The organism is Aliiroseovarius salicola, from assembly GCF_027891095.1.
Taxonomy (GTDB): domain Bacteria; phylum Pseudomonadota; class Alphaproteobacteria; order Rhodobacterales; family Rhodobacteraceae; genus Aliiroseovarius; species Aliiroseovarius salicola.
Window position 1 is genome coordinate 273,133 of the sequence record NZ_JAQIIO010000004.1, and the last position, 24,948, is coordinate 298,080.

Here is a 24,948-nt window from a genome sequence, read left to right on the forward strand (position 1 = left end):
ACGATTACCAAATCGCGTTCGGGATGGACTTGAGCCATGGTTCTTATTGCTGAGAGCCTTTGTAAAATTCAGGTCGGAGCAATTCTTATTGTTCGTTTGGCTTCAAGCCAAAACGCAAAAAATAGAGTAGGTAATCAGTGTGTTAGCATAGCAGAAATTTGGGGAAATGGTAAGGCTAAGGGGCTACGCTCACGGTTGTGTGACTAATTGACGAAGATTGACAGGGTCTTAGCGGACCGCCTCAATCGGTCCTTCGGCACTTCCGGAAATAAACTGGGTAACATAGGGGTCGCCAGACGCATCCATTTCTGACACCGGACCTGTCCACTGAATGCGTCCATCATGCAGCATGGCAATTTTATCGGCGATTACGCGAACTGACGACATGTCATGCGTGATGGTCATGGCGGTTGCCCCCATTTCCACAACGATTTCGCGGATCAAGTCATTGATCACGCCGGACATAATGGGATCAAGACCTGTGGTGGGTTCGTCGAAAAAGATAATTTCAGGTTCGGCGGCAATGGCGCGGGCCAGACCAACGCGCTTTTGCATACCGCCTGACAATTCCGACGGAAACAGATCAGCTACATCTGGCGTCAGCCCCACGCGACGCAGTTTCTCGACTGCAATCTCTCTTGCTTCATCACGCGGACGTTTCAGAGAGCCACGCAGCAAGCGAAATGCAACGTTCTGCCAGACGGGCAGGCTGTCGAATAGAGCCCCACCTTGGAAGAGCATACCGAACCGTGCCAGAAACGCATCGCGATCAACCTTGGAGGTGTCCTCTCCGTCAAGTGTGATGGTCCCGCTGTCTTGGGTCATGAGGCCGAGAACGCATTTCAGCAACACGGATTTCCCGGTGCCGGAGCCCCCGATGATCACCATGCTTTCACCACGATTGATCGTCAGATCAATTCCATCCAAAACTCGTTTGGAACCAAATGCTTTGTGGACGTTGTTAAGTTCGATCATGTGGCAAAGAAGAAGTTGGTGAGAAGGAAGTTGGCGGCAAGGATCAGCACGGCGGCGGCCTCAACCGAAGTTTTTGTGGCTCGGCCCACACCCTGAGCGCCGCGACCGGAATTCATGCCGTGATAGCAGCCCATCACCGCGGCAATGAAGCCAAATGCGGCCCCTTTGATCAGGGACGAGATGAGGTCGGAGGCTTCCAGAAAGTTCCATGTGTTGGTGATATAAGCACCGGGGGCAAATCCCAGTTGGTTGGTGCCGACAATATATCCGCCCATGATGCCGATAACATCACCGATCCCAACCAGTGCAGGCACCACCAGAATTGCGGCAAGAACGCGGGGGGCTGTGAGATATTTCATCGGGTGGGTGGAAAGTGTGACCAAAGCGTCGATCTGCTCGGTCACTTTCATCGTCGCGATCTCTGCTGCAATGGACGACGTCACACGGGCTGCAATCATCAACCCAACAAGCACCGGACCAAGTTCACGCACCATTCCGATTGCGACGATCTGCGGCACCACCGCTTCAGCCGAAAACCGTTGTCCGCCGGAGTAGATCTGAAGTGCAAGTGCTCCGCCGGTGAAGATCGCCGTCAATCCGACAACCGGCAAGCTGAAATAACCGACGTTGATCAAGGCCGAAAGGAACTCGCGCGGGTAAAACGGGGGGCGCACAATATGTCCAATCGCCTGGCCCGCAAAAATTGCGACGCGCCCAATCATGGCCAGGAAACCAAGAACGGTGCGACCAAGTGCTGCGAAAGGTGACGTGATCAGGGTCATGTCCGGCCTCGCGCATAACGGCGGGAGTATCGAGACCCGAGTTGGGTCAGGATTTCATAACCGATTGTCCCGGCAACCCCCGCAAGATCGTCAACTGTTTGATGCGCTCCCAAAAGAGTCAGCATTTTTGGATTTTCCCTCAGATGCGTGATGTCGACGCCAATCAGATCCATCGAAACACGCCCGAGAATAGGGCAGGGTGTATCCTCGTGAAACAACACTGCCTTGTTCGAGATCGCGCGGTTGATCCCATCGGCATAGCCGCCTGACACCGTGGCCACGCGTGTTGGGTGTTCCGCTATCCATGTGTTTGAATAGCCGACGCTTTCGCCTGCGGCCAAATCACGTATCTGCACCACGGGCAGGTCCAGTTCTACAACAGGATCCGCGTCTTCATACGGAAAGCCGCCATACAGGCCGATACCGGGGCGGGTCAGATCGAAATGATATTCGCTCCCCAATAGGATGCCTCCGGTTGCGGCAAGGCTGCGCGGTGCGTCAATCCCGTCGGTCATATCGTGAAACGCCAACAACTGCCGGCGGTTCATGTCGTGATCTGGCTCATCGGCGCAGGCCAGATGGCTCATGATCAGGCGAGGTTGTTGTGCCAGGCATATGTCTCTGAGCGCAGACCATTCACCGGGCTCCATCCCCAATCGGTTCATACCAGTATCGAGTTGAACACCAAATGGGTGACCCGGAAGCGCTTCAAAATGGCGGGTCATCTGTTCGACCGAATTGAGCATGGGCACGAGGCCGAGGTCATGGATCATGTCGGTATCACCAGACATATGACCCGAAAAAACACTGATTTCCGGTCCCGGACCCAAGGCTTCGCGCAATGCGGCACCTTCTTCGGCCACGGCGACAAAAAAGCGTCGTGCACCCGCTGCTGCCAGGGCGCGGGAAACTTTCTCCACACCAAGCCCATAGGCATCGGCTTTGACCACTGCGGCAGTTTGAACTTCCGAAGCAGATTTTGCGTCAAGCACCCGCCAGTTGGCGACCACCGCGTCCAGATCAATTGTCAAATTTCCAGTGCTCATGATGAGCGTTTTCGTAAGGCAGCAGGGTGAGGTCAAGCCAAAATGCGAGAGATACCCAAATGCCGGTGTTTTTCCCCGCGTTTGTGGCCCGATTTCCCGATCTCAATGCAGATTAACAATCTACGAGGATCGTTTTCACTTCGCTTGTTCCCTCAAGCGTGCGATGCACCGGGCATTTGTCTGCGACTTCCAGAAGGCGGGTTCGTTGCTCTTCGCTAAGTGGTCCCTCAAGGAAAATCTCTCGTCGAAACGTATCAATCTTGGCGCGTGTACCTGTTTCTGCGTCTTGGGCATGCACTTTGTTATGGCTGACATCGACACGTACGTGTTGCAGTGGCCAACCTTTGCGGCGTGCATACATGCGTATGGTCATTGAGGTGCAAGCCCCAAGTCCTGCCGAAAGATATCCATAGGGCGACATGCCTTTGTTTGTCCCTCCATACGCCATCGGTTCATCCGCCTGCGTATGGTGAAACGGGCCGGACTGCACATCCTGAAGAAACCCATTCGGATCCGCTTCAGTCACGCGCACAATTCCTTCGGGTGCCCCGATTGGAGGGGCTGGAGGGGCAAGGTCAAGATAGCGCGCGGCCCAGGTTGCAATAACGTCAGCGACATATTCCGCGTCGTCTGGACGCGTGATCAAATGGTCAGCGTTGTCGAGCGTGACAAAACTTTTGGGGTGTTTAGCTGCGAGAAAGATCTTTGCTGCATGCTCAATGCTAACAACCTGATCTCTGGGGGCATGTAAGACCAACAACGCTGCATTGAGGTTGCGGATTGCATCTTCGAGCTTTTGATCCTGCACATCGTCCACAAAGCTCTGGCGGATTGTGAAGGGACGACCGCCAAGTTGCACCTCTGCCTGCCCCTGATCGGAAATGTCATCAAGAGACCCTGAAAACTGATGCACCACATTGGCCGGGGTTGATGGGGTGCCTATGGTCACGACCGCCAAGGCCGATGGAAGGGAGGATGCAGCTTTCAGAACGGCGGCTCCTCCCAATGAGTGCCCAATCAGAAGAGAGGGGCGAAGGCCACGCGCTTCCAATGCGGCGGCAGCAAGAAGCAGGTCTTCGACATTGGAAGTGAAATCAGTGTTTTCAAACTCGCCGTCCGAGTGGCCCAGCCCCGTAAAGTCAAAGCGTAACACCGCAATACCTGCGCCCGTCAGGCGATCTGCGATGCGACGCGCTGCTATGATGTCTTTGCCGCAAGTAAAACAATGGGCAAACAGGGCAGTCGCGAGGTGTGGACCTGATGGGCGGTCAAGGCGCGCAGCAAGATCATGCCCGCCATGCCCTTTGAAAGTGAAACGCTCGATTGGCATTCACATGTCCTTTGTTCAACGTGTTCTATGAAATAGCACGCGGCATCCACGCAAATTTCAGTGTTGCACAAAGAGTGGGTCGTTGCGTCCTTCCTCACAAGGGTGCTTGGGGGAAACGCACGGGATCGTGAGGCCATGTGACATCGCTGTAATTAATCTTAGGACTTGCGAAATATTACGCCTGTTGCAAGTGTAAACCTACATGCACCCATTGGGTTAAGAAGTGGAAATTTGTCAACAATATCTGCCTGTTCAGCCATGGGAAGATAAGCGAGCCAAACGATTGCCGGGGTTGGTGCCAATCAAACCGGGTGAATGGTTGTTGATGGATGATGCCTATGCTGATCAGATGGCGCATCGTCGTGCGCTGATCGCCAGCAAGGGAGATCTGGTTCACAGAATTTCGGACGGCGCCTTTCCTGCCGCTCGCGAGTTGCTGTCAGTGACCTTGGATGACCCGCGTTCATGTACCCGTCGAGGAATACGCCGATGAGACGGCACGGCGGGTCCAGCGCTTGTTTGACGGAATTCAGGTCGGGAGGCCGATCTGGAGAGCTAATGCCTTGGTCTACAACGATCCAGAACTGCATCAACCGCGCAGAGAAGAGGAACGCAGGCCCCCTGTCACCGGAGGCCAGAAATGGTTGCGGGTTGAACGTCAGGGGAATCGGCGGCTTGAACAGTCCCGCGCGGTCCTATTCTCAATCCATACTTTTGTTTTGGCAAAAGCAAAGATTAGAAAGCTTGGGTATCGAACTGCCTGAAGGTTTAACATGATGTTCAAGCAGTGTTAACCGAGGCTTGCGTGCTTGAAACGCATTATGGTTGGGCATAAAAACAGCGATGTACAGTCTGATCCGTCAGGCGGGAAGCACAAGTGAAAAGTAGAGCAGGAGTTATTATGAAAATATCATCGTTGGTGTTCGCAGCCATGGCTGCCGGGGTATTGACCGGCTGTGCCGGCAAGGCGTCCTTTGAGAGCAATCCGGTTCAGATTGAGACACCGAATGGCGTCGTGGTTTGTCAGCTTTACACTCGTGATCGCGTCCAGTGGGATGAAGCAATTGCAGTACCGTCTGGTATGACGAAAGCCGAAGGTGACGCCTACTGCGTTCAGGAAGGTTACCGTCAGTACAGTGAAGCGCACGACAAAGTGCGGACTTACAACGGAAGCTGAAAACTCACCTTCCCCGACATCCATAGTAAGTTATTGAAAAGAGGCGCTTGTTTAGGCGCCTTTTTTTGTACGCGCCCCGCAGTAATAATGCAGTGTCAAGAATGGGTGGAATGATGTCCTAGATATCCCACCAATGAAAAAGGGCATCGCAAGCGATGCCCTTTCCGGAAACTCGATTTGATTAGCAGCTGTAATACAGCTGGAATTCGATCGGGTGCGGGGTGTGCTCGTAAGCGTAAACTTCTTCCCATTTCAGGTCGAGATAACCGTCGATCTGGTCTTTGGTGAACACGTCACCAGCGAGAAGGAAGTCGTGATCTTCGGCCAGAGCGTCCAGCGCTTCACGCAAGCTGGAACATACGGTCGGGATGCCTTCCAGTTCTTCCGGCGGCAGATCGTACAGGTTCTTGTCCTGAGCGGGGCCCGGATCGATCTTGTTCTTGATCCCGTCAAGGCCGGCCATCAGCAGAGCAGCAAAGCACAGGTAGGGGTTGGCAGCCGGATCTGGGAAACGGGCCTCAACGCGCTTGGCTTTCGGGCTTTCAGTCCACGGAATACGCACACAACCCGAGCGGTTCGAGGCCGAGTAGGCGCGCAGAACGGGGGCTTCAAAGCCCGGGATCAGACGCTTGTAGCTGTTGGTCGACGGGTTGGTGAAAGCGTTCAGGGTTTTGGCGTGTTTCAGGATACCACCGATGAACCACAGGGCTTCCTGGCTAAGATCAGCGTATTTGTCGCCAGCAAAGAGCGGCTTGCCGTCTTTCCAGATCGACATGTTCACGTGCATGCCGGTGCCATTGTCGCCAGCGATCGGTTTCGGCATGAAGGTTGCCGATTTGCCGTAGGCGTGGGCCACGTTGTGGATGATGTATTTGTACTTCTGAAGCTCATCAGCCTGTTTGGTCAGGCTGTCAAAGATCAGACCCAGCTCGTGCTGACAGGATGCCACTTCGTGGTGGTGCTTGTCGGTTTTCATGCCGATCGACTTCATGGTCGACAGCATTTCGCCGCGGATGTCCTGTGCATCGTCAATCGGGTTCACCGGGAAGTAACCACCTTTGACGCCCGGACGGTGGCCCGAGTTGCCCATTTCATATTCGGTGTCGGTGTTCCAAGAGGCGTCCACCGCGTCCACTTCGTAGGATACTTTGTTGATGCCAACCTGGTAGCGCACGTCGTCAAACAGGAAGAATTCAGCTTCCGGACCCATGTAGGCATTGTCGCCAATGCCCGAAGATTTCAGGTAGGCTTCTGCTTTTTCAGCGGTGCCGCGCGGGTCACGGCCGTATTTCTCACCGGTGTCCGGCTCAACAATCGAGCAATGCACGCAAAGGGTTTTCTCCGCATAGAACGGATCAACATATGCGCTGTTTGTGTCCGGCATCAGTTTCATGTCGGAATTTTCGATCGACTTCCAACCCGCAATGGACGAGCCATCGAACATGAACCCTTCTTCAAGGAAGTCTTCGTCCACCAGATCGCAGTCGACAGTCACGTGCTGCAGCTTGCCGCGTACGTCGGTGAAGCGGATGTCGACATAAGCAATGTCTTCTTCCTTGATTTGCTTGAGTACGTCTTGTGTGCTCATTGCTTTTTCCTTTGTTCCAGAAACTTAGTGCCCTTTGGTTGGGGCGGATTAGACGGCGTCCAGACCGGTTTCCCCGGTGCGGATACGAATGGCTTGTTCAACGGGGGTGACAAAGATCTTACCGTCGCCGATCTTGTCGGTCTTGGCGGCTTCAACGATAGCCTCGATAGCTTCGTCCACCTGATCGGCGGGCAGCACCACCTCGATCTTCACCTTCGGCAGGAAATCGACGACATATTCAGCGCCGCGATAAAGTTCAGTGTGGCCCTTCTGACGGCCAAAACCTTTCACCTCAATCACGGACAGACCCTGAACGCCGATGTCCTGAAGCGCTTCTTTCACCTCGTCCAGTTTGAACGGTTTGATGATCGCTTCAATCTTCTTCATCTGGCTTCCCCCAATGGCAGTTTGCGCGTTAGAAGAAGACAGACCATTTTCCCTGTGGCCCGACAATTGCTGGTAGCGGTCGCAGGGGGGCGTGATTGCCAAATTTCCGGGCGATTGCACAAAAAATAGGCAGAGTGGTGTATTTGTGTGCACTTGCTGAAAGGATCGACATGACAGAACTTCTGACCGCCGCCCAAATGCGCGCCATTGAACAGGCCGCCATCGACTCAGGCGAGGTGACGGGGCTTGAGCTGATGGAGCGGGCCGGGCGGGGTGTTGTTGAGGCGATTTTCGAGGAGTGGCCGGAGCTGGCATCGGAGCCAATAGAGAGCGGGCAGGGGGGCGCTGCCCCCGATCCTTCGGATCCCCCCCGGGATATTTCTGGTCAGAAGAAAAGACGGGCAGTGGTGCTGTGTGGGCCGGGCAATAATGGCGGCGACGGGTTTGTCGTGGCGCGGTTGTTGCATGAGCGCGGTTGGGAGGCGGAGGTGTTTCTGTATGGAGACGCGGAAAAACTGCCGCCGGATGCGCGGGTGAATTATGAGCGGTGGTGTGAAGTGGGGGAGGTTGCAGTCGCCTCATTCAGCACGCTGCCTGATGCACGATTAACCACTATAATTGTTGATGCGCTTTTTGGGACTGGATTATCTAGGCCCGTCGAATTGCCTGCGAGCGCAATGTTGTCAGAATTGGATCAATTGCACCCAAACGAAATTGCAGGAAAGGTGGTTGCGATTGATATTCCCTCCGGAGTCTGTAGTGATTCCGGTAAGATTATTGGAGACAATGTTCTCTGGGCAGATTTGACAGTTTCATTCCATAGCAAAAAATTAAGCCACGTGTTGTCCAACTGCGAGGAGTATTGCGGCAAAGTTCGAGTTGTGGATATCGGTCTCGATAGCTGGAATAGTTTGCAATGGTCTCAATGGTTTCGACGACACATTGTGGAAAGCAGTTCGAGTTCTGAGCAGAGGGTTTGGGCGTTGGGGGGAGTAAGTAGCTCAATTAGTTATAAAAGCGCGCCGACTTATTTGGTTAAGGCGCGAGTTTTCGATTTAGCAAAGCACAACGAACACAAATATACCCACGGCCATGCCCTGATCCTCACCGGGGGTTTTGGCAAAACCGGCGCGGCTCGTCTTGCAGGGCGGGGGGCGCTGCGGATTGGGGCGGGATTGGTGACTTTGGGCGTGCCGCCCTCGGCGCGGATGGAGGTGGCCTCAACGATCACCGCGATCATGCAGATCCGCGTGTCAGAGGGGCAAGAGCTTGCGACCCGGTTGCAGGATGAGCGATTGAATGCGCTTTGTCTTGGGCCGGGTTTGGGCGTCGAGCGGGCGCGGGAATTGGTGCCGGTGGCGCTTTTGTCTCAGCGGGCGACGGTGCTCGATGCGGATGCTCTGACCGCTTTTTCTGATGATCCGCAGGTCTTGTTTGATCAGCTCCACGAAAACTGTGTGCTCACCCCGCATGGTGGCGAGTTTGCACGGCTCTTTCCGGATATCGCTGAGAAGCTGAATGCCCCTGCCACCAAAGGACCGGCTTATTCCAAAGTGGACGCGACACGCGAGGCAGCGGCGCGAGCGGGGTGTGTGGTGCTCTTCAAAGGGCCGGATACGGTGATTGCCGCGCCTGATGGGCAATGTTCCATCAACTCAGCGCATTATGAACGGTCAGCCCCATGGTTGGCGACCGCTGGGTCAGGAGATGTGTTGGCTGGTTTCATCACCGGATTGCTGGCGCGTGGTTTCAACGCGATGCAGGCCGCGGAAACCGCAGCCTGGTTGCATGTGGAATGTGCATTGGAATTCGGCCCCGGCCTGATCGCAGAGGATCTTCCCGATATGCTGCCAAAGGTTTTTAGAAAACTGGAGCTTTAAGCGACCGCGAGTTCCGCACCATCGGCGTAGATCACATGGGGGCGATCAAACACGAGACGATAAAGCGTTGTTTTCTTAACAATTTCCTTAGCCATCTTGCTGGCTTTGGTCAAAGTGGGCGTGTCACCGCGCAGAAATAATGCCTGATCGGGAGCAACACGCATATCGCGTTCGGGTCGATTTTCGCCCAGACTGTTCTTCCTCACGACAGCGGCATTGCCGTTGTGTTGATGAATGGCACGAAGCGGTTGCGCTCCTATGCCTCGAGTGATGATGCGATCACCTTCGCAAAGGTCCTCGACCGCGACCTCACCACGTAAGGTCAGAATGATGGTGCCTTTTGCAAGCCCCGCCTTGGCCGAAGTAAAGGCTTCGAATTCTGAGTTAATTTCGTGAACAGTCATCATTGAACCCACGGCTAAAAACATCCCTAGTGCTACGGTTCAATCGCAATTGGGGCGGAAATGCGGCGGCGGTGGGGAGTTACGGTGCGATTGTTTCTAAGATGGGGCCAATGTGTTGGGGTTTGGTTGATTGCATCTGCTTTCTGTGGCTGTCGCCTCTGCCATAGGTGCAGAGGCCATATCTAGCCCGTTTACACGTACCAGATGGCGCGCGTCGAAATGCAATTGATACAGGCACATCATTCCTGATTTCTCAGGGCGGCAATAGATGTCTCCATCGATCAGGCGGTTGGCTGCAACAAGCACCTGAGTCTTGCCGAACATGGCTTTCGCCATCCACCCTTTCAGGACGATTGGTTGATTGGGGGCGACATGAACCTGCTTCTCCGAGGGGTCGCCGAATAATGCCGATGGCGAAATACGGATCATGTCTGGAAGAAACATTGTCTTTTTGGATATCGCGCGCAGTCGCACAACGCCAACATCGGCGGCAACAAGCCTCTCTCCTACTTTGAGATCTGAGACCAGTTTTTTTCCAGAAAGCGTCAAAACGCGCGCGTCCGCGCCGATACCAGTCGAATAAATATGACGAACTTGCTGGCCATACGGCAAAGCAAGCCCTTGCGATTGAAGCGACATAGGGACACCTGCAATTTGTTTGTTTTTGGCCCTCTTCCGGGGCACTGCTCTTTGTTAGCAACGATAGGGCAACAAGGAGTTAAGCGCGACGGAATTGTCTTCAAGACAACGAATTTGCGGACCTGACGTTGCAATACAGACTCACTGATGCGTTTTTCCTCTCGCATCCCTCTTCGTCCTTTGCTAGAAGGGCGCGAAATCGGCGGCCCAGTTGGGCTGCCGCATAGGTTTTGCGGGTGTGGCGAAATTGGTAGACGCACCAGATTTAGGTTCTGGCGCCGCGAGGCGTGGGGGTTCAAGTCCCTCCACCCGCACCAAAGTTGAAAGAAGGACGACGACATGCAGGTCACCGAGACCCTGAATGAAGGCCTGAAGCGCGGTTACAAAATCGTGGTTCCCGCAGCCGATCTGGACGCGAAGGTCAATGAAAAGCTGGCCGAGGCGCAGCCGGAAGTTGAAATGAAAGGTTTCCGCAAGGGCAAGGTGCCGATGGCGCTTTTGAAAAAGCAATTTGGTCAACGCCTGATGGGCGAAGCCATGCAGGAATCGATCGATGGTGCGATGAACAAGCACTTCGAAGAATCGGGTGACCGCCCGGCGCTGCAGCCTGACGTGAAGATGACCAATGAAGACTGGAAAGAAGGCGATGACGTCGAGGTCGAAATGACCTACGAAGCCCTGCCGGAAATTCCTGAGGTCGATCTGAAGGCGATCAAGCTCGAGAAACTGGTTGTGAAAGCCGGTGACGCCGATGTGGAAGAAGCCCTGAACAACCTGGCTGAAACCGCACAGGATTTCAAAGCACGCCGCAAAGGATCGAAAGCCAAAGATGGCGATCAGGTTGTGATCGACTTCCTCGGCAAGGTTGACGGTGAAGCTTTTGAAGGTGGCGCTGGTGAAGATTACCCGCTGACCCTTGGTTCGAACTCTTTCATCCCCGGTTTTGAAGAGCAGCTGGTTGGCGCCAAAGCCGGCGAAGAGGTTGAAGTCAACGTGACTTTCCCTGCCGAATATGGTGCTGAGCATCTGGCTGGCAAAGACGCTGTCTTTGAATGCTCCGTGAAGGACGTCAAAGAGCCAGTGGCTGCTGAGATCAACGACGAGCTGGCCAAGAAATTCGGTGCCGAAGATCTGGATGGCCTGAAAGGTCAGATCTCTGAGCGACTGGAATCCGAATTCGGTGGTGCTGCTCGCGCTGTCATGAAGCGTGGCCTGCTCGACGAGCTGGACAAAGTGGTGGATTTCGACCTGCCGCCGTCGCTGCTTGACGCCGAAGCCAAGCAAATCGCACACCAGCTGTGGCACGAAGAAAACCCGGAAGTGGAAGGTCACGACCACCCGGAAATCGAGCCAACCGATGAGCACAACTCTCTGGCTGGCCGTCGCGTACGTCTTGGCCTTCTGCTGGCTGAACTGGGCCAGAAGAACGAGATCGAAGTTTCCGATGCTGAGTTCACTCAGGCCATCATGAACCAAGCACGTCAGTACCCGGGACAGGAACGTCAATTCTTTGAATTCGTTCAGCAAAATCCGCAGATGCGTCAGCAAATTCAGGCGCCACTGTTCGAAGACAAAGTCATTGACTACATCTTTGAACTGGCTGAAGTGGCTGAAAAAGAAGTGTCGAAAGACGATCTGCAGAAAGCTGTGGAATCTCTCGAAGACGAATGAGACGGATCATCCGTTGAACCAGAAAGGCCGCTCGTTTGAGCGGCCTTTTTTTTGGGGGGAATCAAATAGAAAATGCATCGGTCACTACCATAATCCGCGACCTTTATTTGGTTGATAGTTTTCTGAACTGTTGAACTTGATCCGCTGGGACCAAATGATCCATTTCCCGCTCAACCGGGCTTCAATCCCGTTTCTACCAACATCCCAAGTCTTTTGGCTTCGTAGTAATAACCCCGCGCATACCATTTCATCGCGCCTTCAATGCTGCCACCAGACACTAGATAGGCGCCTTTCAGGTATTTGCCCGCATATTTCAGATTGATGTCTGGATCGAGCAACTCATTTGCCGGACCCCGGTGTCCCATCGTGCGAGCGGTCTGTGGGAGGATTTGCAAAAGTCCCCAGTATGGACCGTCACGAGCCCAGGGCCGGTGGGTGCTTTCCCGGACGGCCTGACGATGGATCAGTTCGCGTGGGATCTGATAGTGATCGGCCCACTGGTTGATGAGCGCACGCAGTTCCAGTGTTTCATTCGGATAAAGGGGAGGATTGTAGCCGTTGTTCACGGTCCGCTTTGCGGACCGGCGTCCACATCCCACCAGTAGAAAAGAAGCAGTAAGCGTTAGAAAACAGCGACGGGAATTGTGATATGTTTGGGTCATAACTAAACGCTATCCCGTTGCTTAATCATCGCAAAGTAGCAAAGCAAATATCGGCGCCACTTTGCCACCTTATTTATGGCTGTGGCTGGCGTACAAGTATGACCCCAAAAAAAAGCCGCCCCGAAGGGCGGCTTTCATGATGCGATAAGAAAGAGGTTTACTCTTCTTCCGAAGCCACTTCGGCAACCGGTGCTTCGTCATCGTCGTCCGAAGCAGCGGATCCAATATCGTCGAACAGTTCGGCGATTTCGAATTCGGCTTCGGCTTCCGCTTCAGCAGCCAGTTCCTGAATCGACTTGCCCGAGGCTTGCAGTTCGGCTTCTTCTTCCGAACGGGCCACGTTCAGGTCGATGGACGCTTCCACTTCCGGGTGCAGTTTCACGGAAACCGTGTGCAGTCCCAGATATTTGATCGGAGCGTTCAGGATAACCTGTTTCTTGTCCACGGTGAAACCACCTTCGGTGGCCACATCTGCGGCATCACGCGGGGTGACCGAACCGTAGAGGGCGCCAGCATCTGATGCTGAACGAATCACGATGAACTGCTGACCGTCCAGCTTTTCAGCCAGAGCCTCAGCTTCTTTTTTGGTTTCGAGGTTGTTAGCTTCCAGCTGAGCTTTCTGAGCTTCAAAACCAGCAATGTTGGCTTTCGAGGCAGTCAAAGCTTTGCCTTGCGGCAGCAGGAAGTTGCGGGCGAAGCCCGGCTTGACGTCAACCACGTCACCCATTTGACCCAGTTTGGCCACACGTTCCAGAAGGATAACTTGCATGATGTTCTCCTTACTTCACGGTGTAGGGCAGCAGGGCGAGGAAGCGGGCGCGTTTGATGGCACGGGCCAATTCGCGTTGCTTCTTGGCCGAAACGGCAGTGATGCGCGAAGGAACGATTTTGCCACGCTCAGAGATGTAGCGCTGCAGCAGACGGGTGTCTTTGTAATCGATCTTCGGTGCGTTTTCACCCGAGAACGGGCAGACCTTGCGGCGGCGGAAAAACGGTTTGCTAGCCATTGTTTAGATCCTTCCGAACTTAGCGGTCACGGCCACGGCGGTCGCCGCGTTCGTCACGTTTCTGCATCTGCACCGACGGGCCTTCTGCGTGATCGTCGACCTTGATGGTCAGGATCCGCATCACGTCGTCATGCAGGCGCATCAGGCGTTCCATTTCCTGAACGGCGCCAGAGGGGGCGTCGGTTTTCAGGAAGGCATAGTGCCCTTTGCGGTTCTTGTTGATCTTGTAGGCCATCGTTTTGACGCCCCAGTACTCGCTGTCAACGACTTTACCGCCGTTGTCGGCCAGCACGGTGCCAAAATGTTCGACTAGGTTTTCAGCTTGCGCATTGGACAGGTCCTGGCGCGAGATGAAGACATGCTCATAAAGCGGCATGTGAGCTCCTGTTATTTAGACGTGCTTCAAAGTATGGGTCCAACCTTTCCGCGACCCATTCACGAGAGGCAACGCAGTTCAAGACATGCGGAAAGGACAGGGCCTTATACACGGATTGGTGCTTGATGCAAGGGGGAGGAGGGACGTTTAGAGCGTTCCCTGTTTACCGTGTTTACCATCGTCAAGACAACTTCACCCCACTGCCGCAATGCCGCCATTTTTACGGAAAAGATTAAATTACCCGGTGGGGGCCAACTGGGGATGTAAAGATGAGCGTTCTGATTGAAACACTTCAAGCTGCCAAATCCGAATTGGTCCAAGATGAAGGCCCCGAGCTGACACACGCATCTTGGGGTTACATTATCACCTCCCAAGACCAAGAAGATTTACTCTCGTATGTTACCCTTTTCGGAATGCGCGTTCTGGGGGCGGTGCTTTTGCTGGTCGCAATGGGTCTCTTGGTTGTGCCAGGAGCGTCAGTTTCCTCTGATGTTTTCTCATTCAAGCTGATCGTAAGTGCCTTTTTTTCCATTTTGGGATGTTACGCAATCTGGTCGAGCTTGACCGGCTATCGGGAAGAAATCCAGGTTGATTTGGAGCGTCGGGAACTTCGAAGAGGGTTCCGCCGGAATAATGGGCAATTTGTGACTTTGGTCGATCTGCCATTGCGCGATGCAGGAGAAATATTCATGGCACACGCGAAGCCTCAGGAAAAACACGTGGTACTTTATGTGCGGCGCAAGAATACCACGCAGGCACTTGAGGTTGCGATTGGTCCTGAAGACCTCTTGTTTCCTTTGCAAAAACGGATTTCCAAAGATCTGGGCCTGTGTGCAAAGAGAATTGCCGCATAGAAACTGCGCAGGTAGAAATTGCACAGACGGAACAATTCTCGACCAAATACCAGATGATCCGAGGGGCCCTTGTGGCCCCTTTGTTGCGTCTTGGGGCTAAATCCATTGCACCTGCTGGTTCGTCGCGCTATGCCGTTGGGGAAAGACAACAAGGGCGCAGGAGGGTTCATGAGCCGCGCATTCGTATTCCCGGGGCAAGGCGCCCAATCGATTGGCATGGGCAAGGCATTGGCCGACGCCTATCCCGCTGCAAAAGCCGTGTTTGACGAGGTGGATGAGGCGCTTGGCGAAAAACTCTCCACGTTGATCTGGGAAGGCGAGCAGGACGAACTCACGTTGACGCAGAATGCTCAGCCAGCCCTGATGGCCACTTCGCTTGCTGCTGTTAAGGCTCTGGAAGCGGAAGGCGTGGGTGTTGATGCGGCTTCATTTGTAGCAGGTCATTCGCTTGGCGAATATTCCGCTCTGGCCGCCGTTGGCACCCTGTCGATCGCGGACACCGCGCGCCTTTTGCGTACCCGTGGAAAAGCAATGCAAGACGCGGTACCCGTTGGTGTTGGCGCGATGGCCGCATTGCTGGGTCTTGATTTCGAAACCGCTGCCGAAGTGGCTGCGGAGGCCGCGCAGGGGCAGGTTTGCCAGGCCGCTAACGATAATGATCCGGCGCAAGTTGTGGTGTCAGGCCACAAAGAGGCGGTAGAACGCGCGATTGAGATCGCCAAGGAAAAAGGGGCACGCCGCGCGGTCCTGCTCCCGGTCAGTGCACCTTTCCATTGCGAATTGATGCAGCCTGCTGCCGAGGCCATGGCGCAGGCTCTGGCTGAGGTGGATATGGAACGCCCAAGTGTGCCGTTGGTCGCAAATGTACGCGCCACCGCGATTTCTGATCCAGCGACCATTCGCTCTTTGTTGGTTGAGCAGGTGACGGGATCGGTGCGCTGGCGTGAGAGTGTGGCCTGGATGGCCGATGAAGGTGTGACCGAAATCTGGGAAATCGGTGCCGGGAAAGCCCTGTCGGGTATGATCCGCCGGATTGCGAAGCAGGTGACCTGCCGTGCAGTTGGCACACCGGATGATGTAAAAGCTGCCATCGAGGCGCTGAACGGTTGAGGAAGGGTGTAGAGATCGCCAGATCTTTACGCCAATATCCCCGAGAAGAAGATATCTCCTTAGAGATAGAAAGGACTTCAGATGTTTGATCTGACTGGAAAAAATGCGCTGATCACTGGTGCGTCAGGTGGCATTGGCGGTGCGATTGCCAAGGCTCTGCACGGGGCGGGGGCGACCGTGGCTCTGTCTGGTACACGCGTTGATCCGCTCGAAGCATTGGCGGCTGAACTGGGCGAACGTGCGCATGTGCTGCCCTGCAACCTCTCTGATGGCGAAGCTGTGGATGCGCTGCCGAAACAAGCCATTGAGGCGATGGGGTCGGTGGACATTCTCGTAAACAACGCCGGCATCACCCGTGACCAGATCTTCATGCGCATGTCGGATGAGGAATGGGACAGCGTAATCAACGTAAACCTGACCTCCACGATGCGGCTTTGCCGTGGGGTGATGCGCCCGATGATGAAATCGCGCTGGGGTCGAATCATCAATATCAGTTCAATCGTAGGCGCCACCGGTAATCCCGGACAGGTGAACTATGCGGCATCCAAGGCCGGTATGGTCGGTATGACCAAATCGATCGCCTATGAGGTGGCCAGCCGCGGGATCACGGCGAACTGTGTCGCCCCGGGTTTCATCGCCACTGCGATGACCGACAAGTTGACGGATGATCAAAAAGACAAGATCAATGTGCAGATCCCTGCTGCCCGTATGGGAGAAGCGAATGAAATCGCTGCCGCAGTGCTGTATCTCGCGTCGCCTGAGGCGGGATATACGACAGGGGCGACGCTTCATGTGAATGGCGGGATGGCCATGCTGTAAACAAACTTCAGGGGGAGGACAACCTCCCCTTGAACCCCGAAAACGTTTGCCTATCTTATCCGATGTGTTATAGGCGGCGCATGTTTTGCCCTGGCTGCAATTGCACATCCAGGGTTCTCGGCACAACGCGCGGGAAACTGAGCGGTCCCTTGGGGCCAAATTAGAAAGGGCTCCGGCCCGACCCAAAGGGCTTAAGCCCTGAACTATGTGAGGATTTATCATGAGCGACGTCGCAGATCGCGTGAAGAAAATCGTTGTTGAGCACCTCGGTGTTGAAGAGGACAAGGTTACGGAATCGGCCTCGTTCATCGACGACTTGGGCGCAGACAGCCTGGACACCGTTGAGCTGGTTATGGCTTTCGAAGAAGAGTTCGGCATTGAAATCCCGGATGACGCTGCCGAAACCATCCAAACTTTCGGCGACGCCGTGAAGTTCATCACCGAAGCTTCCTAAGCCTTTCGGATTGAATTTAGGAAACGGCGCCCCTCGGGGCGTCGTTTTCGTTTGTTTGGGGGAATATCTCTTTCCAGCCTATCTATAGACATGCGAGCATCTGCTCGTAGATGGAAAACGCCTTGCCCCTCATACCCCCGCCGCGTTATTTAACGCGAGAGAAAGTAATTCCTTTGAAAGGACTGCAAATATGCGTCGAGTGGTAGTGACAGGACTGGGCATGGTGTCTCCGTTGGCCAGCGGAGTCGAAGAAACTTGGAAGCGTATTCTGGACGGACAGTCAGGTGCTGGTCCGATTACCAAATTTGATGCTTCAAACGTGACCACCAAATACGCCTGTGAGGTTCCATTTGGTGATGGCACAGAAGGCACGTTCAATCCGGATGACTGGATGGCCCCTAAAGAGCGCCGCAAGGTGGATGATTTCATCCTGTTTGGCGTTGCCGCCTCAGATATGGCGCTTGCTGATGCGGGCTGGACTCCGGAAGCTGAAGAAGATCGTCTTCGTACCGGTGTGATGATCGGTTCGGGTATTGGTGGTCTGTCGTCAATTGCGGATACGGCGGTTCTGGTAAAAGAGCGCGGCCCACGCCGTGTTTCTCCGTTTTTCATTCCAGGCTCTCTGATCAACCTGATTTCCGGCCAAGTGTCGATCAAATACGGTTTCAAAGGTCCGAACCACTCGGTAGTGACCGCCTGTTCAACTGGCGCTCATGCGATCGGTGACGCGACCCGACTGATCCAGCTGGGGGATGCTGACGTGATGGTTGCAGGTGGTGCTGAAGCAGCTATCTGTGAAGTTGGCATTGCCGGGTTTAACGCCTGTAAAGCCCTGTCGACCAAGCGGGAAGATGACCCCAAAGGCGCGAGCCGTCCCTATGACAACGATCGCGACGGTTTTGTGATGGGGGAAGGGGCCGGGATTGTGGTTCTGGAAGAATATGAACACGCCAAGGCGCGTGGCGCCAAAATCTACGCTGAAGTTCTCGGCTATGGTCTGTCGGGTGATGCCTATCATATCACCGCTCCTGCCGAAGACGGCGATGGTGGGTTCCGTGCCATGCAGGCGGCCCTTGCCCGTGCAGAGTTGGAGCCTTCTGCGGTGGATTATATCAACGCTCATGGCACATCGACCATGGCGGACACGATTGAGCTTGGCGCGGTAGAGCGTCTTTTGGGTGATGCGGCTGACAAGGTAACCATGTCCTCAACCAAGTCTTCTATTGGTCACCTGCTTGGGGCTGCTGGTTCGGTTGAGGCGATTTTCTGTGTGCTGGCACTCCGTGATCAGATTGCGCCGCCCACACTCAACCTCGACAACCCTGCGGTTGAGCCGCGTTTGAGCCTGGCAGCAAACAAGGCAGAGCCGCGTGAAATCAACGTGACACTGTCAAACAGCTTTGGTTTTGGCGGCACCAATGCATGTCTCGTTATGGGTAAGGTCACTGACTGATGTGGCGCAACATCGCGTCCAACGCACTGACATTGTTCATCCTCATTCTCATCGTGGGGGTGGGGATGATTGCTTGGGGTAAACGTGAGTTTACACAAGCGGGTCCCCTTGAACAGGCAATTTGTCTGAAGGTTGATCGCGGATCAAGCTTTTCGCGATTGTCCAGCAAACTCGACGAGTTGGGAGCAATCTCTTATCCTCAGATATTCCGCATCGGTGTCGAGTATTCCGAGAAATCCAGTCTACTCAAGGCAGGGTCTTTTCTGGTGCCCGAGGGTGCGTCGATGGAAGAGATCACCGATATTGTCACGCGCGGTGGAGCGTCTACCTGCGGCACCGAAATTCTCTATCGCGTTGGCGTATTGAATGCAGTCATGCAAGTGCGCGAACTTGACCCGGCTACACAGAAATACAAGGTGACCGCGGAATTCAAACCGTCTGAACTGGAGGGGAATGCTCCTGACAGATATCAGACGATGCGAGATGAAAGCGATACACGCTTTCGCATAGCTGTCGCTGAAGGTGTAACGAGCTGGCAAGTGGTTGAAAGCCTGAAGGGGGCGGACTTCCTGACAGGTGACATTGCTGAACTCCCTCAAGAAGGCAGTCTCGCGCCCGACAGTTATGAGCTGAAGGCTGGCTCTGACCGGTCAGAATTGATTGCAGCGATGAGCAACGCGCAAGCAAGGATCCTTGCAGATGCATGGGAAAATCGCATTGACGGGTTGCCCTATGCCAATGCCGAAGAAGCGCTCGTAATGGCTTCCATTGTCGAGAAAGAGACCGGTCTGGCGGAGGAACGTCGTCAGGTGGCCAGCGTTTTCGTGAACCGGCTGAATAAGGGAATGCGTCTGCAAACCGACCCAACCGTGATCTACGGAATCACCAAGGGGCAGGGCGCTTTGGGGCGCGGACTACGCCAGTCAGAGTTGCGCCGCGAGACACCCTACAACACCTATGTGATTGACGCGCTACCACCGACGCCGATTGCCAACCCCGGTCGGGCAGCGATCGAGGCTGCATTAAATCCGGACAGCACCGAGTATCTGTTCTTTGTTGCGGATGGTACTGGTGGGCACGCTTTCGCCACCACGCTTAAGGAGCATAATGCAAATGTTGCGAAGTGGCGTGAGATAGAAGCACAGCGCGCCAATCAGTAAACGGATCCCTACCAGACCGTGCGGCGTTTGAGCCGCGCGGTTTGACCGAGCGTACGGTCTCGGATAAGTTTTTAACCACGCTAGAAGACGTGAACCAACGGTCCAAGCCTCGTGCTTAGGGCCGTTTTTTCATGTCTCTTGTGCGGACAAGAGCATGAGAGGCAGACACGAAAAGATGAGCAATAATAAGCCTTTGGAAACAGATGCGTCTGAAGTTGAGTATTTGAAAATTGCAGACGGATTGTTTTGTCGTGTTGTGAAGGAGTTGGAGCGCCAATTGGAGGCGTCGGAAGCAGGAGACAGCATTGGGGAATGTGGCATGTCCAAGACCTCAACCGAGCTGCGCAAGGCCCTGCAAACAGTATTTGATGAAAGGAAGCGAATTGAACAATCCGGTAAAACTGCCAAGCAAGGTGCAGGTGCAGCCTGCCTCGACCTTTCTCAGGCCAGAGAAGAGATCGGGCGCCGACTGGCTCTCCTGCGCAACGCCTGAGGAGCAGGAGGCGTTTCTCAGTGATCTGACAGATGGTGCATTGGCCGCGCTTCCCTATATTTTTGAGTTCTGGGCGTTGCCGCATCAGGTGGCGCCCGAAGGAGATTGGCGCAGCTGGGTGATCATGGGGGGGCGTGGCGCAGGGAAAACCCGTGCCGGTTCCGAATGGGTGCGATCTGAAGTTGAGGGGGCTGGACCGTTTGATCCGGGCCGCTCGCGCCGGGTGGCGCTTATCGGCGAAACTTTTAATCAGACGCGTGACGTGATGGTGTTTGGTGAAAGTGGGATCATCGCTTGTTCCCCACCTGACCGCCGCCCCGAATGGATCGCCAGCCGACGTCAACTGGTTTGGCCGAATGGTGCTGTGGCACAGGTCTTTTCTGCAAGTGACCCGGAAGGGCTGCGGGGTCCGCAATTTGACGCGGGCTGGGTGGATGAGCTTGCAAAATGGAAAAAGGCCGAAGAAACATGGGACATGCTCCAATTCGGCCTGAGACTGGGGGAGCATCCCCGGCAGGTTATCACCACCACACCACGCAATGTAGGTGTGCTGAAAGAAATTCTGGCCAATCCATCCACTGTTTCCACACATGCACCTACAGAAGCCAACCGGGCCTATTTGGCGAAAAGCTTTCTTGAAGAAGTGCGTCATCGTTATGCGGGAACCCATCTAGGGCGACAAGAACTGGATGGTGTGCTGATGGAAGGCGTCGAGGGTGCCATGTGGGAGATGAAAGAGATCGACCAAAAGCGCCACGATGGGGAATTGCCTGACTTCAACCGCGTTATCGTGGCGGTTGATCCATGTGTGACCTCTCACAAAGGTTCCGATGAATGCGGCATCGTGGTCGTCGGGGCGATCACCGAGGGGCATCCACAGGACTGGCGTGCCTATGTGCTGGAAGATGCCACCACCACTGGGGCAACACCAACAGAATGGGCAGAAGTGGCACTGGATGCCATGCAGCGTCACAGGGCGGATCGGTTGGTGGCTGAGGTCAATCAGGGGGGAGGGCTGGTTGAGCAGGTCGTCCGGCAGATCGATCCCTCTGTTCCCTACCGAGCCGTCCATGCAAGCCGGGGTAAGGCAAAACGCGCTGAACCGGTGGCAGCGCTTTATGAGCAGGGGAAAGTGTATCACGCCGGGCGGTTTACTCAGCTCGAAGATCAGATGTGCCAGATGACCCCCGTCGGCTATGAAGGAAAAGGCAGCCCTGACCGACTGGATGCGCTGGTGTGGGCACTGCATGAACTCATGATCGCACCTGTTGCAAACTGGTCCAGACCGTCGGTGCGCACGCTCTATTAAACTCTTTTTTAACCCTCGATGGCAAAGTGCAAACCATCGAAAGGCAGGGTGCTGCGGCAGATCGAACCGGTTCCCTGACCGATCCACAAAAAATCAGATTTGAACCGGCTGGCGCGACACGCGTTCGCGCCGGACCGGAACCGGCTTGCCTTAGGGCAGCTTGAAACGAGGAGAACCAGCATATGGTTTTTAATTTCCTGAAGCGCGGCAAGGAAAACGTGTCAGAGAGTGCTGTGCCCGAGACCAAGGCCTCTGCCACCGGTCCCGTCATTGCCTATCATGGCACCGGTCGTGTGGCCTGGAGCCCGCGTGACGTTGTCAGCCTGACCAAAACGGGTTTTGCTTCCAACCCAGTGGGTTTTCGCTCGGTCAAACTGATTGCTGAAGCTGCTGCCGCGCTTCCTCTGGTGCTGCAAGATCGTGAGCGACGCTACGACGAACACCCGATCCTAGAGCTTCTGTCCCGCCCCAACGCGGCGCAAAGCCGGGCGGAACTGTTCGAGGCCCTGTTTGGCCAACTCACATTGACGGGCAATGGATATCTTGAGGCGGTTGGTGGTGAGGCCGGTGCGCCACTTGAGTTGCATGTATTGCGCTCGGATCGGATGAACCTGGTGCCTGGTACCGATGGCTGGCCCGTGGCCTATGATTATGCGGTGGGGGCCAAGAAGCATCGCTTTCAAATTGGTGAGGGACCAACCCCGATTTGCCATATCAAAAACTTCCACCCGCAGGATGATCACTATGGCCTGTCGCCGCTTCAGGCCGCTGCCACCGCGATTGACGTTCATAACTCTGCATCGCGCTGGTCCAAGGCTCTCCTGGATAATGCGGCACGACCTTCTGGCGCCATTGTCTACAAAGGGGCAGAGGGGCAGGCACAGATGTCAGCCGAACAATATGACCGCCTGCTGGGGGAGATGGAGGCGCATCATGTTGGTGCGCGCAATGCCGGGCGGCCGATGCTCTTAGAAGGCGGGCTTGACTGGAAACCAATGGGGTTTTCGCCCTCTGACATGGAATTCCAGAAAACCAAAGAAGCTGCCGCGCGTGAGATTGCTCAGGCATTTGGTGTGCCACCCATGTTGATCGGCATCCCCGGCGACGCGACCTACGCCAATTACCAAGAAGCCAATCGTGCCTTCTATCGCCTGACCGTGGTGCCAATGGTGGCACGTGTGGCGGCCAGCGTGGGGCATTGGCTGAGCGAGTTTACCGGAGAGACCCTGACGCTGAAACCCGATCTGGATCAGGTGCCAGCGTTGGCCGCAGAGCGGGACCAGCAGTGGAAACGCGTGGCCGAGGCGAGTTTCCTTTCTGACGCGGAAAAACGCGCCCTGCTGGGCCTGCCGAAATTGTCGGATGACGAGCAATAAGGACTTTTGAGCATGAGTGATTTTCACACCCACATGGGGCTTGAGCACAAATTTGTCCGTCTAGGGCAAACGGCCCAGACTGAAGACGGCATCGCCATTGAAGGCTATGCAAGCTTTTTTGGAGAAGCCGACAACGGAAATGATGTTGTCGTGGAAGGGGCCTATGCCAAGAGCTTGGACGAACTCTCCCAGACAGGGCGTAGCGTCAAGATGCTGTGGCAGCATGACCCCAGTCAGCCAATCGGTATTTGGGACGAGGTGCGCGAGGACAAGAAGGGCCTCTATGTAAACGGTCGTATTCTCACCGATGTAGAACGTGGCCGTGAAGCCGCCGCGCTCATCGAGGCGGGCGCGATAGATGGTCTGTCGATCGGCTATCGCACTGTAAAAGCCACAAAGAACGACAAGGGCCAACGGCTCTTGAGCGAGCTGGAACTCTGGGAGGTGTCACTTGTCACTTTCCCGATGTTGCCCAGCGCACGGGTGGGCGCCAAGGGAGAGATCCCCGGCGACGATGCCCTCCTGTGTGAACTGGCCGCCGCCCTGAAGGAGGCGCGCCAAATACTGGCAGGTGACTGACCCGCCAGTGATCTGAACCTTCCATTAAGGACCCATACATGAGCGATAAAGAAATCAAAGCTCAGGGCCGGACGGGTGTGCCTTCTGGTCCCGGTCAGGCGAGCGCTCCAATGGCCGCACCAGTCACCGAGGTGAAGACCGCACTGGCCGGTTTTGTGAGCGATATCAAAGAGTTTCAATCTGAATTTTCCACCAAACTTCAACAACAGGAAGAGCGACTGACCATGCTGGATCGCAAATCTCAACTGAACGCGGCTCGTCCGCACCTGGCCGCAGAAACCGATCTCGGCGCGCCGCACCAGAAAGCCTTTGAAGCCTATGTTCGCTCGGGCGATGATGATGGCCTGCGCGGTCTCGAGCTGGAAGGCAAAGCCATGTCCACCGCTGTGGCCGCAGATGGTGGCTATCTGGTTGATCCGGTGACCGCTGACACGATCAAAGGTGTTCTTTCCAATGCTGCGTCCCTGCGATCGGTGGCCAATGTGGTCAATGTCGAAGGCACGGCCTACGACGTTCTGATTGACCAGGATGATCTGGTCACCGGCTGGGCGTCGGAAACCGGGTCGGCGGCAGAGACCGGAACGCCCAAGATCGACCGTATCTCGATCCCTCTGCACGAGCTGTCGGCCCTGCCAAAAGTCTCGCAACGTCTGCTGGATGACAGTGCATTTGATATCGAAGCCTGGCTGGCTGGTCGCGTGGCCGAAAAGTTTGCCCGTGCGGAATCGGCCGCCTTCATCAGTGGTGATGGTGTCGACAAACCAAATGGTTTCCTGAACCATACCGCTGTCGAGAACAGCACCTGGACTTGGGGCAACCTCGGCTATGTGGCCACTGGCGCGGATGGCGACTTCGATGGCACCAACCCGGCGGATGCGATCTTTGATCTGATCTACGCATTGGGGGCTGATTATCGTGCCAATGGTGTCTTCGTGATGAACTCGAAAACGGTCGGAGCCGTTCGCAAGCTGAAGGATGCGGATGGCCGCTTCCTGTGGTCAGACGCAACCGTGGCTGGCGAACCCGCCCGTCTGATTGGATATCCGGTTCTGATCGCAGAAGACATGCCGGATATTGCGTCAGGCAGCGCGTCGATTGCCTTTGGTGACTTTGCCAATGGCTATACCGTGGCTGAACGCCCGGATACCCGCATCCTGCGTGACCCATTCTCGGCCAAACCGCATGTGCTGTTCTACGCCACCAAACGTGTGGGCGGTGATGTGAGCGACTTTGCTGCGATCAAGCTTTTGAAATTCTCGGTGTCGTAAGCACCAAGACCCAAGGTCTGAGTGGTGCATTGCACCCTTCAGGCTGGGCACGCGCTGGCCAATCCCGTGTTGTCTAGCTGCTCCCCCTCCGTCCGAGCAATGCGGACAGTGCGTGCCCATCCAACCCATTCCACTGACGTGAGGGGCCC

Annotated in this window: 28 protein-coding genes and 1 tRNA gene; 17 read left to right on the plus strand and 12 right to left on the minus strand. The window is 55.2% G+C overall.

All coding sequences use genetic code 11. The features are described 5' to 3' along the window. Positions 1–228: 228 nt before the first annotated feature. From O2N63_RS09790 to O2N63_RS09805, 4 genes are all read right to left on the minus strand, one after another. On the minus strand, positions 229–975 hold the full coding sequence (locus tag O2N63_RS09790; RefSeq protein ID WP_271054079.1) for an ABC transporter ATP-binding protein: 747 nt from the start codon (positions 973–975) through the stop codon (positions 229–231). Continuing rightward, the gene (locus O2N63_RS09795; protein ID WP_271054080.1) at positions 972–1,757 is read right to left on the minus strand and encodes an MlaE family ABC transporter permease; all 786 of its coding nucleotides are present in this window, start codon (positions 1,755–1,757) and stop codon (positions 972–974) included. Before O2N63_RS09795 ends, O2N63_RS09790 begins: the two co-directional genes overlap by 4 nt. Further along, complete coding sequence (gene alr, locus O2N63_RS09800; RefSeq protein ID WP_271054081.1) at positions 1,754–2,803, minus strand: alanine racemase; 1,050 nt, start codon at positions 2,801–2,803, stop codon at positions 1,754–1,756. The genes O2N63_RS09795 and alr overlap by 4 nt, the downstream gene beginning before the upstream one ends. 112 nt (positions 2,804–2,915) lie before the next feature. Next, entirely contained in the window at positions 2,916–4,133 is a 1,218-nt protein-coding gene (locus O2N63_RS09805; RefSeq protein ID WP_271054082.1) for a bifunctional alpha/beta hydrolase/OsmC family protein, read from the minus strand. A 295-nt stretch (positions 4,134–4,428) separates the two neighbouring features. Between O2N63_RS09805 and O2N63_RS17515 the strand changes: the two genes are divergently transcribed. The 3 genes from O2N63_RS17515 (at position 4,429) to O2N63_RS09815 (ending at position 5,310) form a co-directional block, all read left to right on the plus strand. Beyond that, the gene (locus O2N63_RS17515) at positions 4,429–4,626 is read left to right on the plus strand and encodes a heme-dependent oxidative N-demethylase subunit alpha family protein (protein ID WP_333780732.1); all 198 of its coding nucleotides are present in this window, start codon (positions 4,429–4,431) and stop codon (positions 4,624–4,626) included. Then, positions 4,586–4,897 carry a heme-dependent oxidative N-demethylase subunit alpha family protein gene (locus O2N63_RS17520; RefSeq protein ID WP_333780733.1) on the plus strand — a complete coding sequence of 104 codons (312 nt, stop codon included), beginning with the start codon at positions 4,586–4,588 and terminating at the stop codon, positions 4,895–4,897. Before O2N63_RS17515 ends, O2N63_RS17520 begins: the two co-directional genes overlap by 41 nt. 137 nt (positions 4,898–5,034) lie before the next feature. After that, a complete protein-coding gene (locus O2N63_RS09815) occupies positions 5,035–5,310 on the plus strand; it encodes a hypothetical protein (RefSeq protein ID WP_271054083.1) in 276 nt (91 codons plus the stop codon). Between the two features lie 181 nt (positions 5,311–5,491). Here O2N63_RS09815 and glnA read toward each other — a convergent pair whose 3' ends face one another. Continuing rightward, the gene (gene glnA / locus O2N63_RS09820) at positions 5,492–6,898 is read right to left on the minus strand and encodes a type I glutamate--ammonia ligase (protein ID WP_271054084.1); all 1,407 of its coding nucleotides are present in this window, start codon (positions 6,896–6,898) and stop codon (positions 5,492–5,494) included. A gap of 48 nt (positions 6,899–6,946) precedes the next feature. Continuing rightward, a complete protein-coding gene (locus O2N63_RS09825) occupies positions 6,947–7,285 on the minus strand; it encodes a P-II family nitrogen regulator (RefSeq protein ID WP_248363468.1) in 339 nt (112 codons plus the stop codon). Positions 7,286–7,455: 170 nt separating this feature from the next. On the opposite strand from O2N63_RS09825, the gene O2N63_RS09830 reads away from it, so the two are divergent. Then, the gene (locus O2N63_RS09830; protein ID WP_271054085.1) at positions 7,456–9,165 is read left to right on the plus strand and encodes an NAD(P)H-hydrate dehydratase; all 1,710 of its coding nucleotides are present in this window, start codon (positions 7,456–7,458) and stop codon (positions 9,163–9,165) included. Here O2N63_RS09830 and O2N63_RS09835 read toward each other — a convergent pair. Together O2N63_RS09835 and O2N63_RS09840 are read right to left on the minus strand one after the other, a co-directional pair. Continuing rightward, positions 9,162–9,569 carry a Hint domain-containing protein gene (locus O2N63_RS09835; protein WP_271054086.1) on the minus strand — a complete coding sequence of 136 codons (408 nt, stop codon included), beginning with the start codon at positions 9,567–9,569 and terminating at the stop codon, positions 9,162–9,164. The two genes, O2N63_RS09830 and O2N63_RS09835, sit on opposite strands and share 4 nt — an antisense overlap. A gap of 96 nt (positions 9,570–9,665) precedes the next feature. Continuing rightward, positions 9,666–10,208: a Hint domain-containing protein gene (locus tag O2N63_RS09840; protein WP_271054087.1), complete on the minus strand. Its 543-nt coding sequence runs from the start codon at positions 10,206–10,208 to the stop codon at positions 9,666–9,668. A 232-nt stretch (positions 10,209–10,440) separates the two neighbouring features. Between O2N63_RS09840 and O2N63_RS09845 the strand changes: the two genes are divergently transcribed. Both O2N63_RS09845 and tig read left to right on the plus strand, forming a co-directional pair. Then, positions 10,441–10,525: transfer RNA gene (locus O2N63_RS09845), tRNA-Leu, on the plus strand. A gap of 22 nt (positions 10,526–10,547) precedes the next feature. Beyond that, complete coding sequence (gene tig / locus O2N63_RS09850) at positions 10,548–11,879, plus strand: trigger factor (RefSeq protein ID WP_271054088.1); 1,332 nt, start codon at positions 10,548–10,550, stop codon at positions 11,877–11,879. A 170-nt stretch (positions 11,880–12,049) separates the two neighbouring features. On the opposite strand, the gene O2N63_RS09855 is transcribed toward tig, so the two are convergent. The 4 genes from O2N63_RS09855 to rpsF all read right to left on the minus strand — a co-directional run bounded on the left by O2N63_RS09855 (position 12,050) and on the right by rpsF (position 13,924). Next, positions 12,050–12,541: a transglycosylase SLT domain-containing protein gene (locus tag O2N63_RS09855; RefSeq protein WP_271054089.1), complete on the minus strand. Its 492-nt coding sequence runs from the start codon at positions 12,539–12,541 to the stop codon at positions 12,050–12,052. A 157-nt stretch (positions 12,542–12,698) separates the two neighbouring features. After that, the gene (gene rplI, locus O2N63_RS09860) at positions 12,699–13,310 is read right to left on the minus strand and encodes a 50S ribosomal protein L9 (RefSeq protein ID WP_271054090.1); all 612 of its coding nucleotides are present in this window, start codon (positions 13,308–13,310) and stop codon (positions 12,699–12,701) included. Positions 13,311–13,320: 10 nt separating this feature from the next. Then, entirely contained in the window at positions 13,321–13,548 is a 228-nt protein-coding gene (gene rpsR / locus O2N63_RS09865) for a 30S ribosomal protein S18 (RefSeq protein WP_173487268.1), read from the minus strand. 19 nt (positions 13,549–13,567) lie between these two features. After that, positions 13,568–13,924 (minus strand): 30S ribosomal protein S6, encoded by a 357-nt coding sequence (gene rpsF, locus O2N63_RS09870; protein WP_271054091.1) that lies wholly within the window; start codon positions 13,922–13,924, stop codon positions 13,568–13,570. 269 nt (positions 13,925–14,193) lie between these two features. Between rpsF and O2N63_RS09875 the strand changes: the two genes are divergently transcribed. From O2N63_RS09875 to O2N63_RS09925, 11 genes are all read left to right on the plus strand, one after another. Beyond that, positions 14,194–14,778, plus strand: coding sequence for a hypothetical protein (locus O2N63_RS09875; RefSeq protein WP_271054092.1), 585 nt, complete (start codon positions 14,194–14,196; stop codon positions 14,776–14,778). A 168-nt stretch (positions 14,779–14,946) separates the two neighbouring features. Continuing rightward, the gene (fabD, locus tag O2N63_RS09880) at positions 14,947–15,888 is read left to right on the plus strand and encodes an ACP S-malonyltransferase (RefSeq protein WP_271054093.1); all 942 of its coding nucleotides are present in this window, start codon (positions 14,947–14,949) and stop codon (positions 15,886–15,888) included. A gap of 81 nt (positions 15,889–15,969) precedes the next feature. Next, complete coding sequence (fabG, locus tag O2N63_RS09885) at positions 15,970–16,707, plus strand: 3-oxoacyl-[acyl-carrier-protein] reductase (protein WP_271054094.1); 738 nt, start codon at positions 15,970–15,972, stop codon at positions 16,705–16,707. A gap of 220 nt (positions 16,708–16,927) precedes the next feature. Further along, positions 16,928–17,161, plus strand: a complete 234-nt coding sequence (locus O2N63_RS09890; RefSeq protein WP_108788894.1) for an acyl carrier protein — start codon at positions 16,928–16,930, stop codon at positions 17,159–17,161. 190 nt (positions 17,162–17,351) lie between these two features. After that, positions 17,352–18,614 carry a beta-ketoacyl-ACP synthase II gene (gene fabF, locus O2N63_RS09895; RefSeq protein WP_271054095.1) on the plus strand — a complete coding sequence of 421 codons (1,263 nt, stop codon included), beginning with the start codon at positions 17,352–17,354 and terminating at the stop codon, positions 18,612–18,614. After that, the gene (mltG, locus tag O2N63_RS09900) at positions 18,614–19,774 is read left to right on the plus strand and encodes an endolytic transglycosylase MltG (RefSeq protein WP_271054096.1); all 1,161 of its coding nucleotides are present in this window, start codon (positions 18,614–18,616) and stop codon (positions 19,772–19,774) included. The genes fabF and mltG overlap by 1 nt, the downstream gene beginning before the upstream one ends. Before the next feature lie 175 nt (positions 19,775–19,949). Then, positions 19,950–20,267 (plus strand): hypothetical protein, encoded by a 318-nt coding sequence (locus O2N63_RS09905; protein ID WP_271054097.1) that lies wholly within the window; start codon positions 19,950–19,952, stop codon positions 20,265–20,267. Continuing rightward, a complete protein-coding gene (locus O2N63_RS09910; RefSeq protein ID WP_408629801.1) occupies positions 20,158–21,576 on the plus strand; it encodes a DNA-packaging protein in 1,419 nt (472 codons plus the stop codon). The genes O2N63_RS09905 and O2N63_RS09910 overlap by 110 nt, the downstream gene beginning before the upstream one ends. A 182-nt stretch (positions 21,577–21,758) precedes the next feature. Beyond that, the gene (locus O2N63_RS09915) at positions 21,759–22,952 is read left to right on the plus strand and encodes a phage portal protein (RefSeq protein WP_271054098.1); all 1,194 of its coding nucleotides are present in this window, start codon (positions 21,759–21,761) and stop codon (positions 22,950–22,952) included. A 12-nt stretch (positions 22,953–22,964) separates the two neighbouring features. Further along, positions 22,965–23,531 (plus strand): HK97 family phage prohead protease, encoded by a 567-nt coding sequence (locus O2N63_RS09920; protein WP_271054099.1) that lies wholly within the window; start codon positions 22,965–22,967, stop codon positions 23,529–23,531. 38 nt (positions 23,532–23,569) lie between these two features. Then, complete coding sequence (locus O2N63_RS09925; RefSeq protein WP_408629802.1) at positions 23,570–24,799, plus strand: phage major capsid protein; 1,230 nt, start codon at positions 23,570–23,572, stop codon at positions 24,797–24,799. Positions 24,800–24,948: the final 149 nt, after the last annotated feature.

Excerpts from the sequence above, each read along its gene's own strand:
- O2N63_RS09840 (WP_271054087.1), bottom strand. The coding sequence starts at position 10,208 with ATGTCGCTTCAATCGCAAGGGCTTGCTTTGCCGTATGGCCAGCAAGTT.
- mltG (WP_271054096.1), top strand. The coding sequence starts at position 18,614 with ATGTGGCGCAACATCGCGTCCAACGCACTGACATTGTTCATCCTCATT.
- O2N63_RS09805 (WP_271054082.1), bottom strand. The coding sequence starts at position 4,133 with ATGCCAATCGAGCGTTTCACTTTCAAAGGGCATGGCGGGCATGATCTT.
- fabD (WP_271054093.1), top strand. The coding sequence starts at position 14,947 with ATGAGCCGCGCATTCGTATTCCCGGGGCAAGGCGCCCAATCGATTGGC.
- O2N63_RS09835 (WP_271054086.1), bottom strand. The coding sequence starts at position 9,569 with ATGACTGTTCACGAAATTAACTCAGAATTCGAAGCCTTTACTTCGGCC.
- rplI (WP_271054090.1), bottom strand. The coding sequence starts at position 13,310 with ATGCAAGTTATCCTTCTGGAACGTGTGGCCAAACTGGGTCAAATGGGT.
- O2N63_RS09875 (WP_271054092.1), top strand. The coding sequence starts at position 14,194 with ATGAGCGTTCTGATTGAAACACTTCAAGCTGCCAAATCCGAATTGGTC.
- alr (WP_271054081.1), bottom strand. The coding sequence starts at position 2,803 with ATGAGCACTGGAAATTTGACAATTGATCTGGACGCGGTGGTCGCCAAC.
- glnA (WP_271054084.1), bottom strand. The coding sequence starts at position 6,898 with ATGAGCACACAAGACGTACTCAAGCAAATCAAGGAAGAAGACATTGCT.
- O2N63_RS09825 (WP_248363468.1), bottom strand. The coding sequence starts at position 7,285 with ATGAAGAAGATTGAAGCGATCATCAAACCGTTCAAACTGGACGAGGTG.
- O2N63_RS09920 (WP_271054099.1), top strand. The coding sequence starts at position 22,965 with ATGAGTGATTTTCACACCCACATGGGGCTTGAGCACAAATTTGTCCGT.
- fabF (WP_271054095.1), top strand. The coding sequence starts at position 17,352 with ATGCGTCGAGTGGTAGTGACAGGACTGGGCATGGTGTCTCCGTTGGCC.
- O2N63_RS09815 (WP_271054083.1), top strand. The coding sequence starts at position 5,035 with ATGAAAATATCATCGTTGGTGTTCGCAGCCATGGCTGCCGGGGTATTG.
- O2N63_RS09905 (WP_271054097.1), top strand. The coding sequence starts at position 19,950 with ATGAGCAATAATAAGCCTTTGGAAACAGATGCGTCTGAAGTTGAGTAT.
- O2N63_RS09830 (WP_271054085.1), top strand. The coding sequence starts at position 7,456 with ATGACAGAACTTCTGACCGCCGCCCAAATGCGCGCCATTGAACAGGCC.
- rpsR (WP_173487268.1), bottom strand. The coding sequence starts at position 13,548 with ATGGCTAGCAAACCGTTTTTCCGCCGCCGCAAGGTCTGCCCGTTCTCG.
- tig (WP_271054088.1), top strand. The coding sequence starts at position 10,548 with ATGCAGGTCACCGAGACCCTGAATGAAGGCCTGAAGCGCGGTTACAAA.
- O2N63_RS09925 (WP_408629802.1), top strand. The coding sequence starts at position 23,570 with ATGAGCGATAAAGAAATCAAAGCTCAGGGCCGGACGGGTGTGCCTTCT.
- O2N63_RS17520 (WP_333780733.1), top strand. The coding sequence starts at position 4,586 with ATGACCCGCGTTCATGTACCCGTCGAGGAATACGCCGATGAGACGGCA.
- O2N63_RS09890 (WP_108788894.1), top strand. The coding sequence starts at position 16,928 with ATGAGCGACGTCGCAGATCGCGTGAAGAAAATCGTTGTTGAGCACCTC.
- fabG (WP_271054094.1), top strand. The coding sequence starts at position 15,970 with ATGTTTGATCTGACTGGAAAAAATGCGCTGATCACTGGTGCGTCAGGT.
- O2N63_RS09790 (WP_271054079.1), bottom strand. The coding sequence starts at position 975 with ATGATCGAACTTAACAACGTCCACAAAGCATTTGGTTCCAAACGAGTT.
- O2N63_RS09795 (WP_271054080.1), bottom strand. The coding sequence starts at position 1,757 with ATGACCCTGATCACGTCACCTTTCGCAGCACTTGGTCGCACCGTTCTT.
- rpsF (WP_271054091.1), bottom strand. The coding sequence starts at position 13,924 with ATGCCGCTTTATGAGCATGTCTTCATCTCGCGCCAGGACCTGTCCAAT.
- O2N63_RS09855 (WP_271054089.1), bottom strand. The coding sequence starts at position 12,541 with ATGACCCAAACATATCACAATTCCCGTCGCTGTTTTCTAACGCTTACT.
- O2N63_RS09915 (WP_271054098.1), top strand. The coding sequence starts at position 21,759 with ATGGTTTTTAATTTCCTGAAGCGCGGCAAGGAAAACGTGTCAGAGAGT.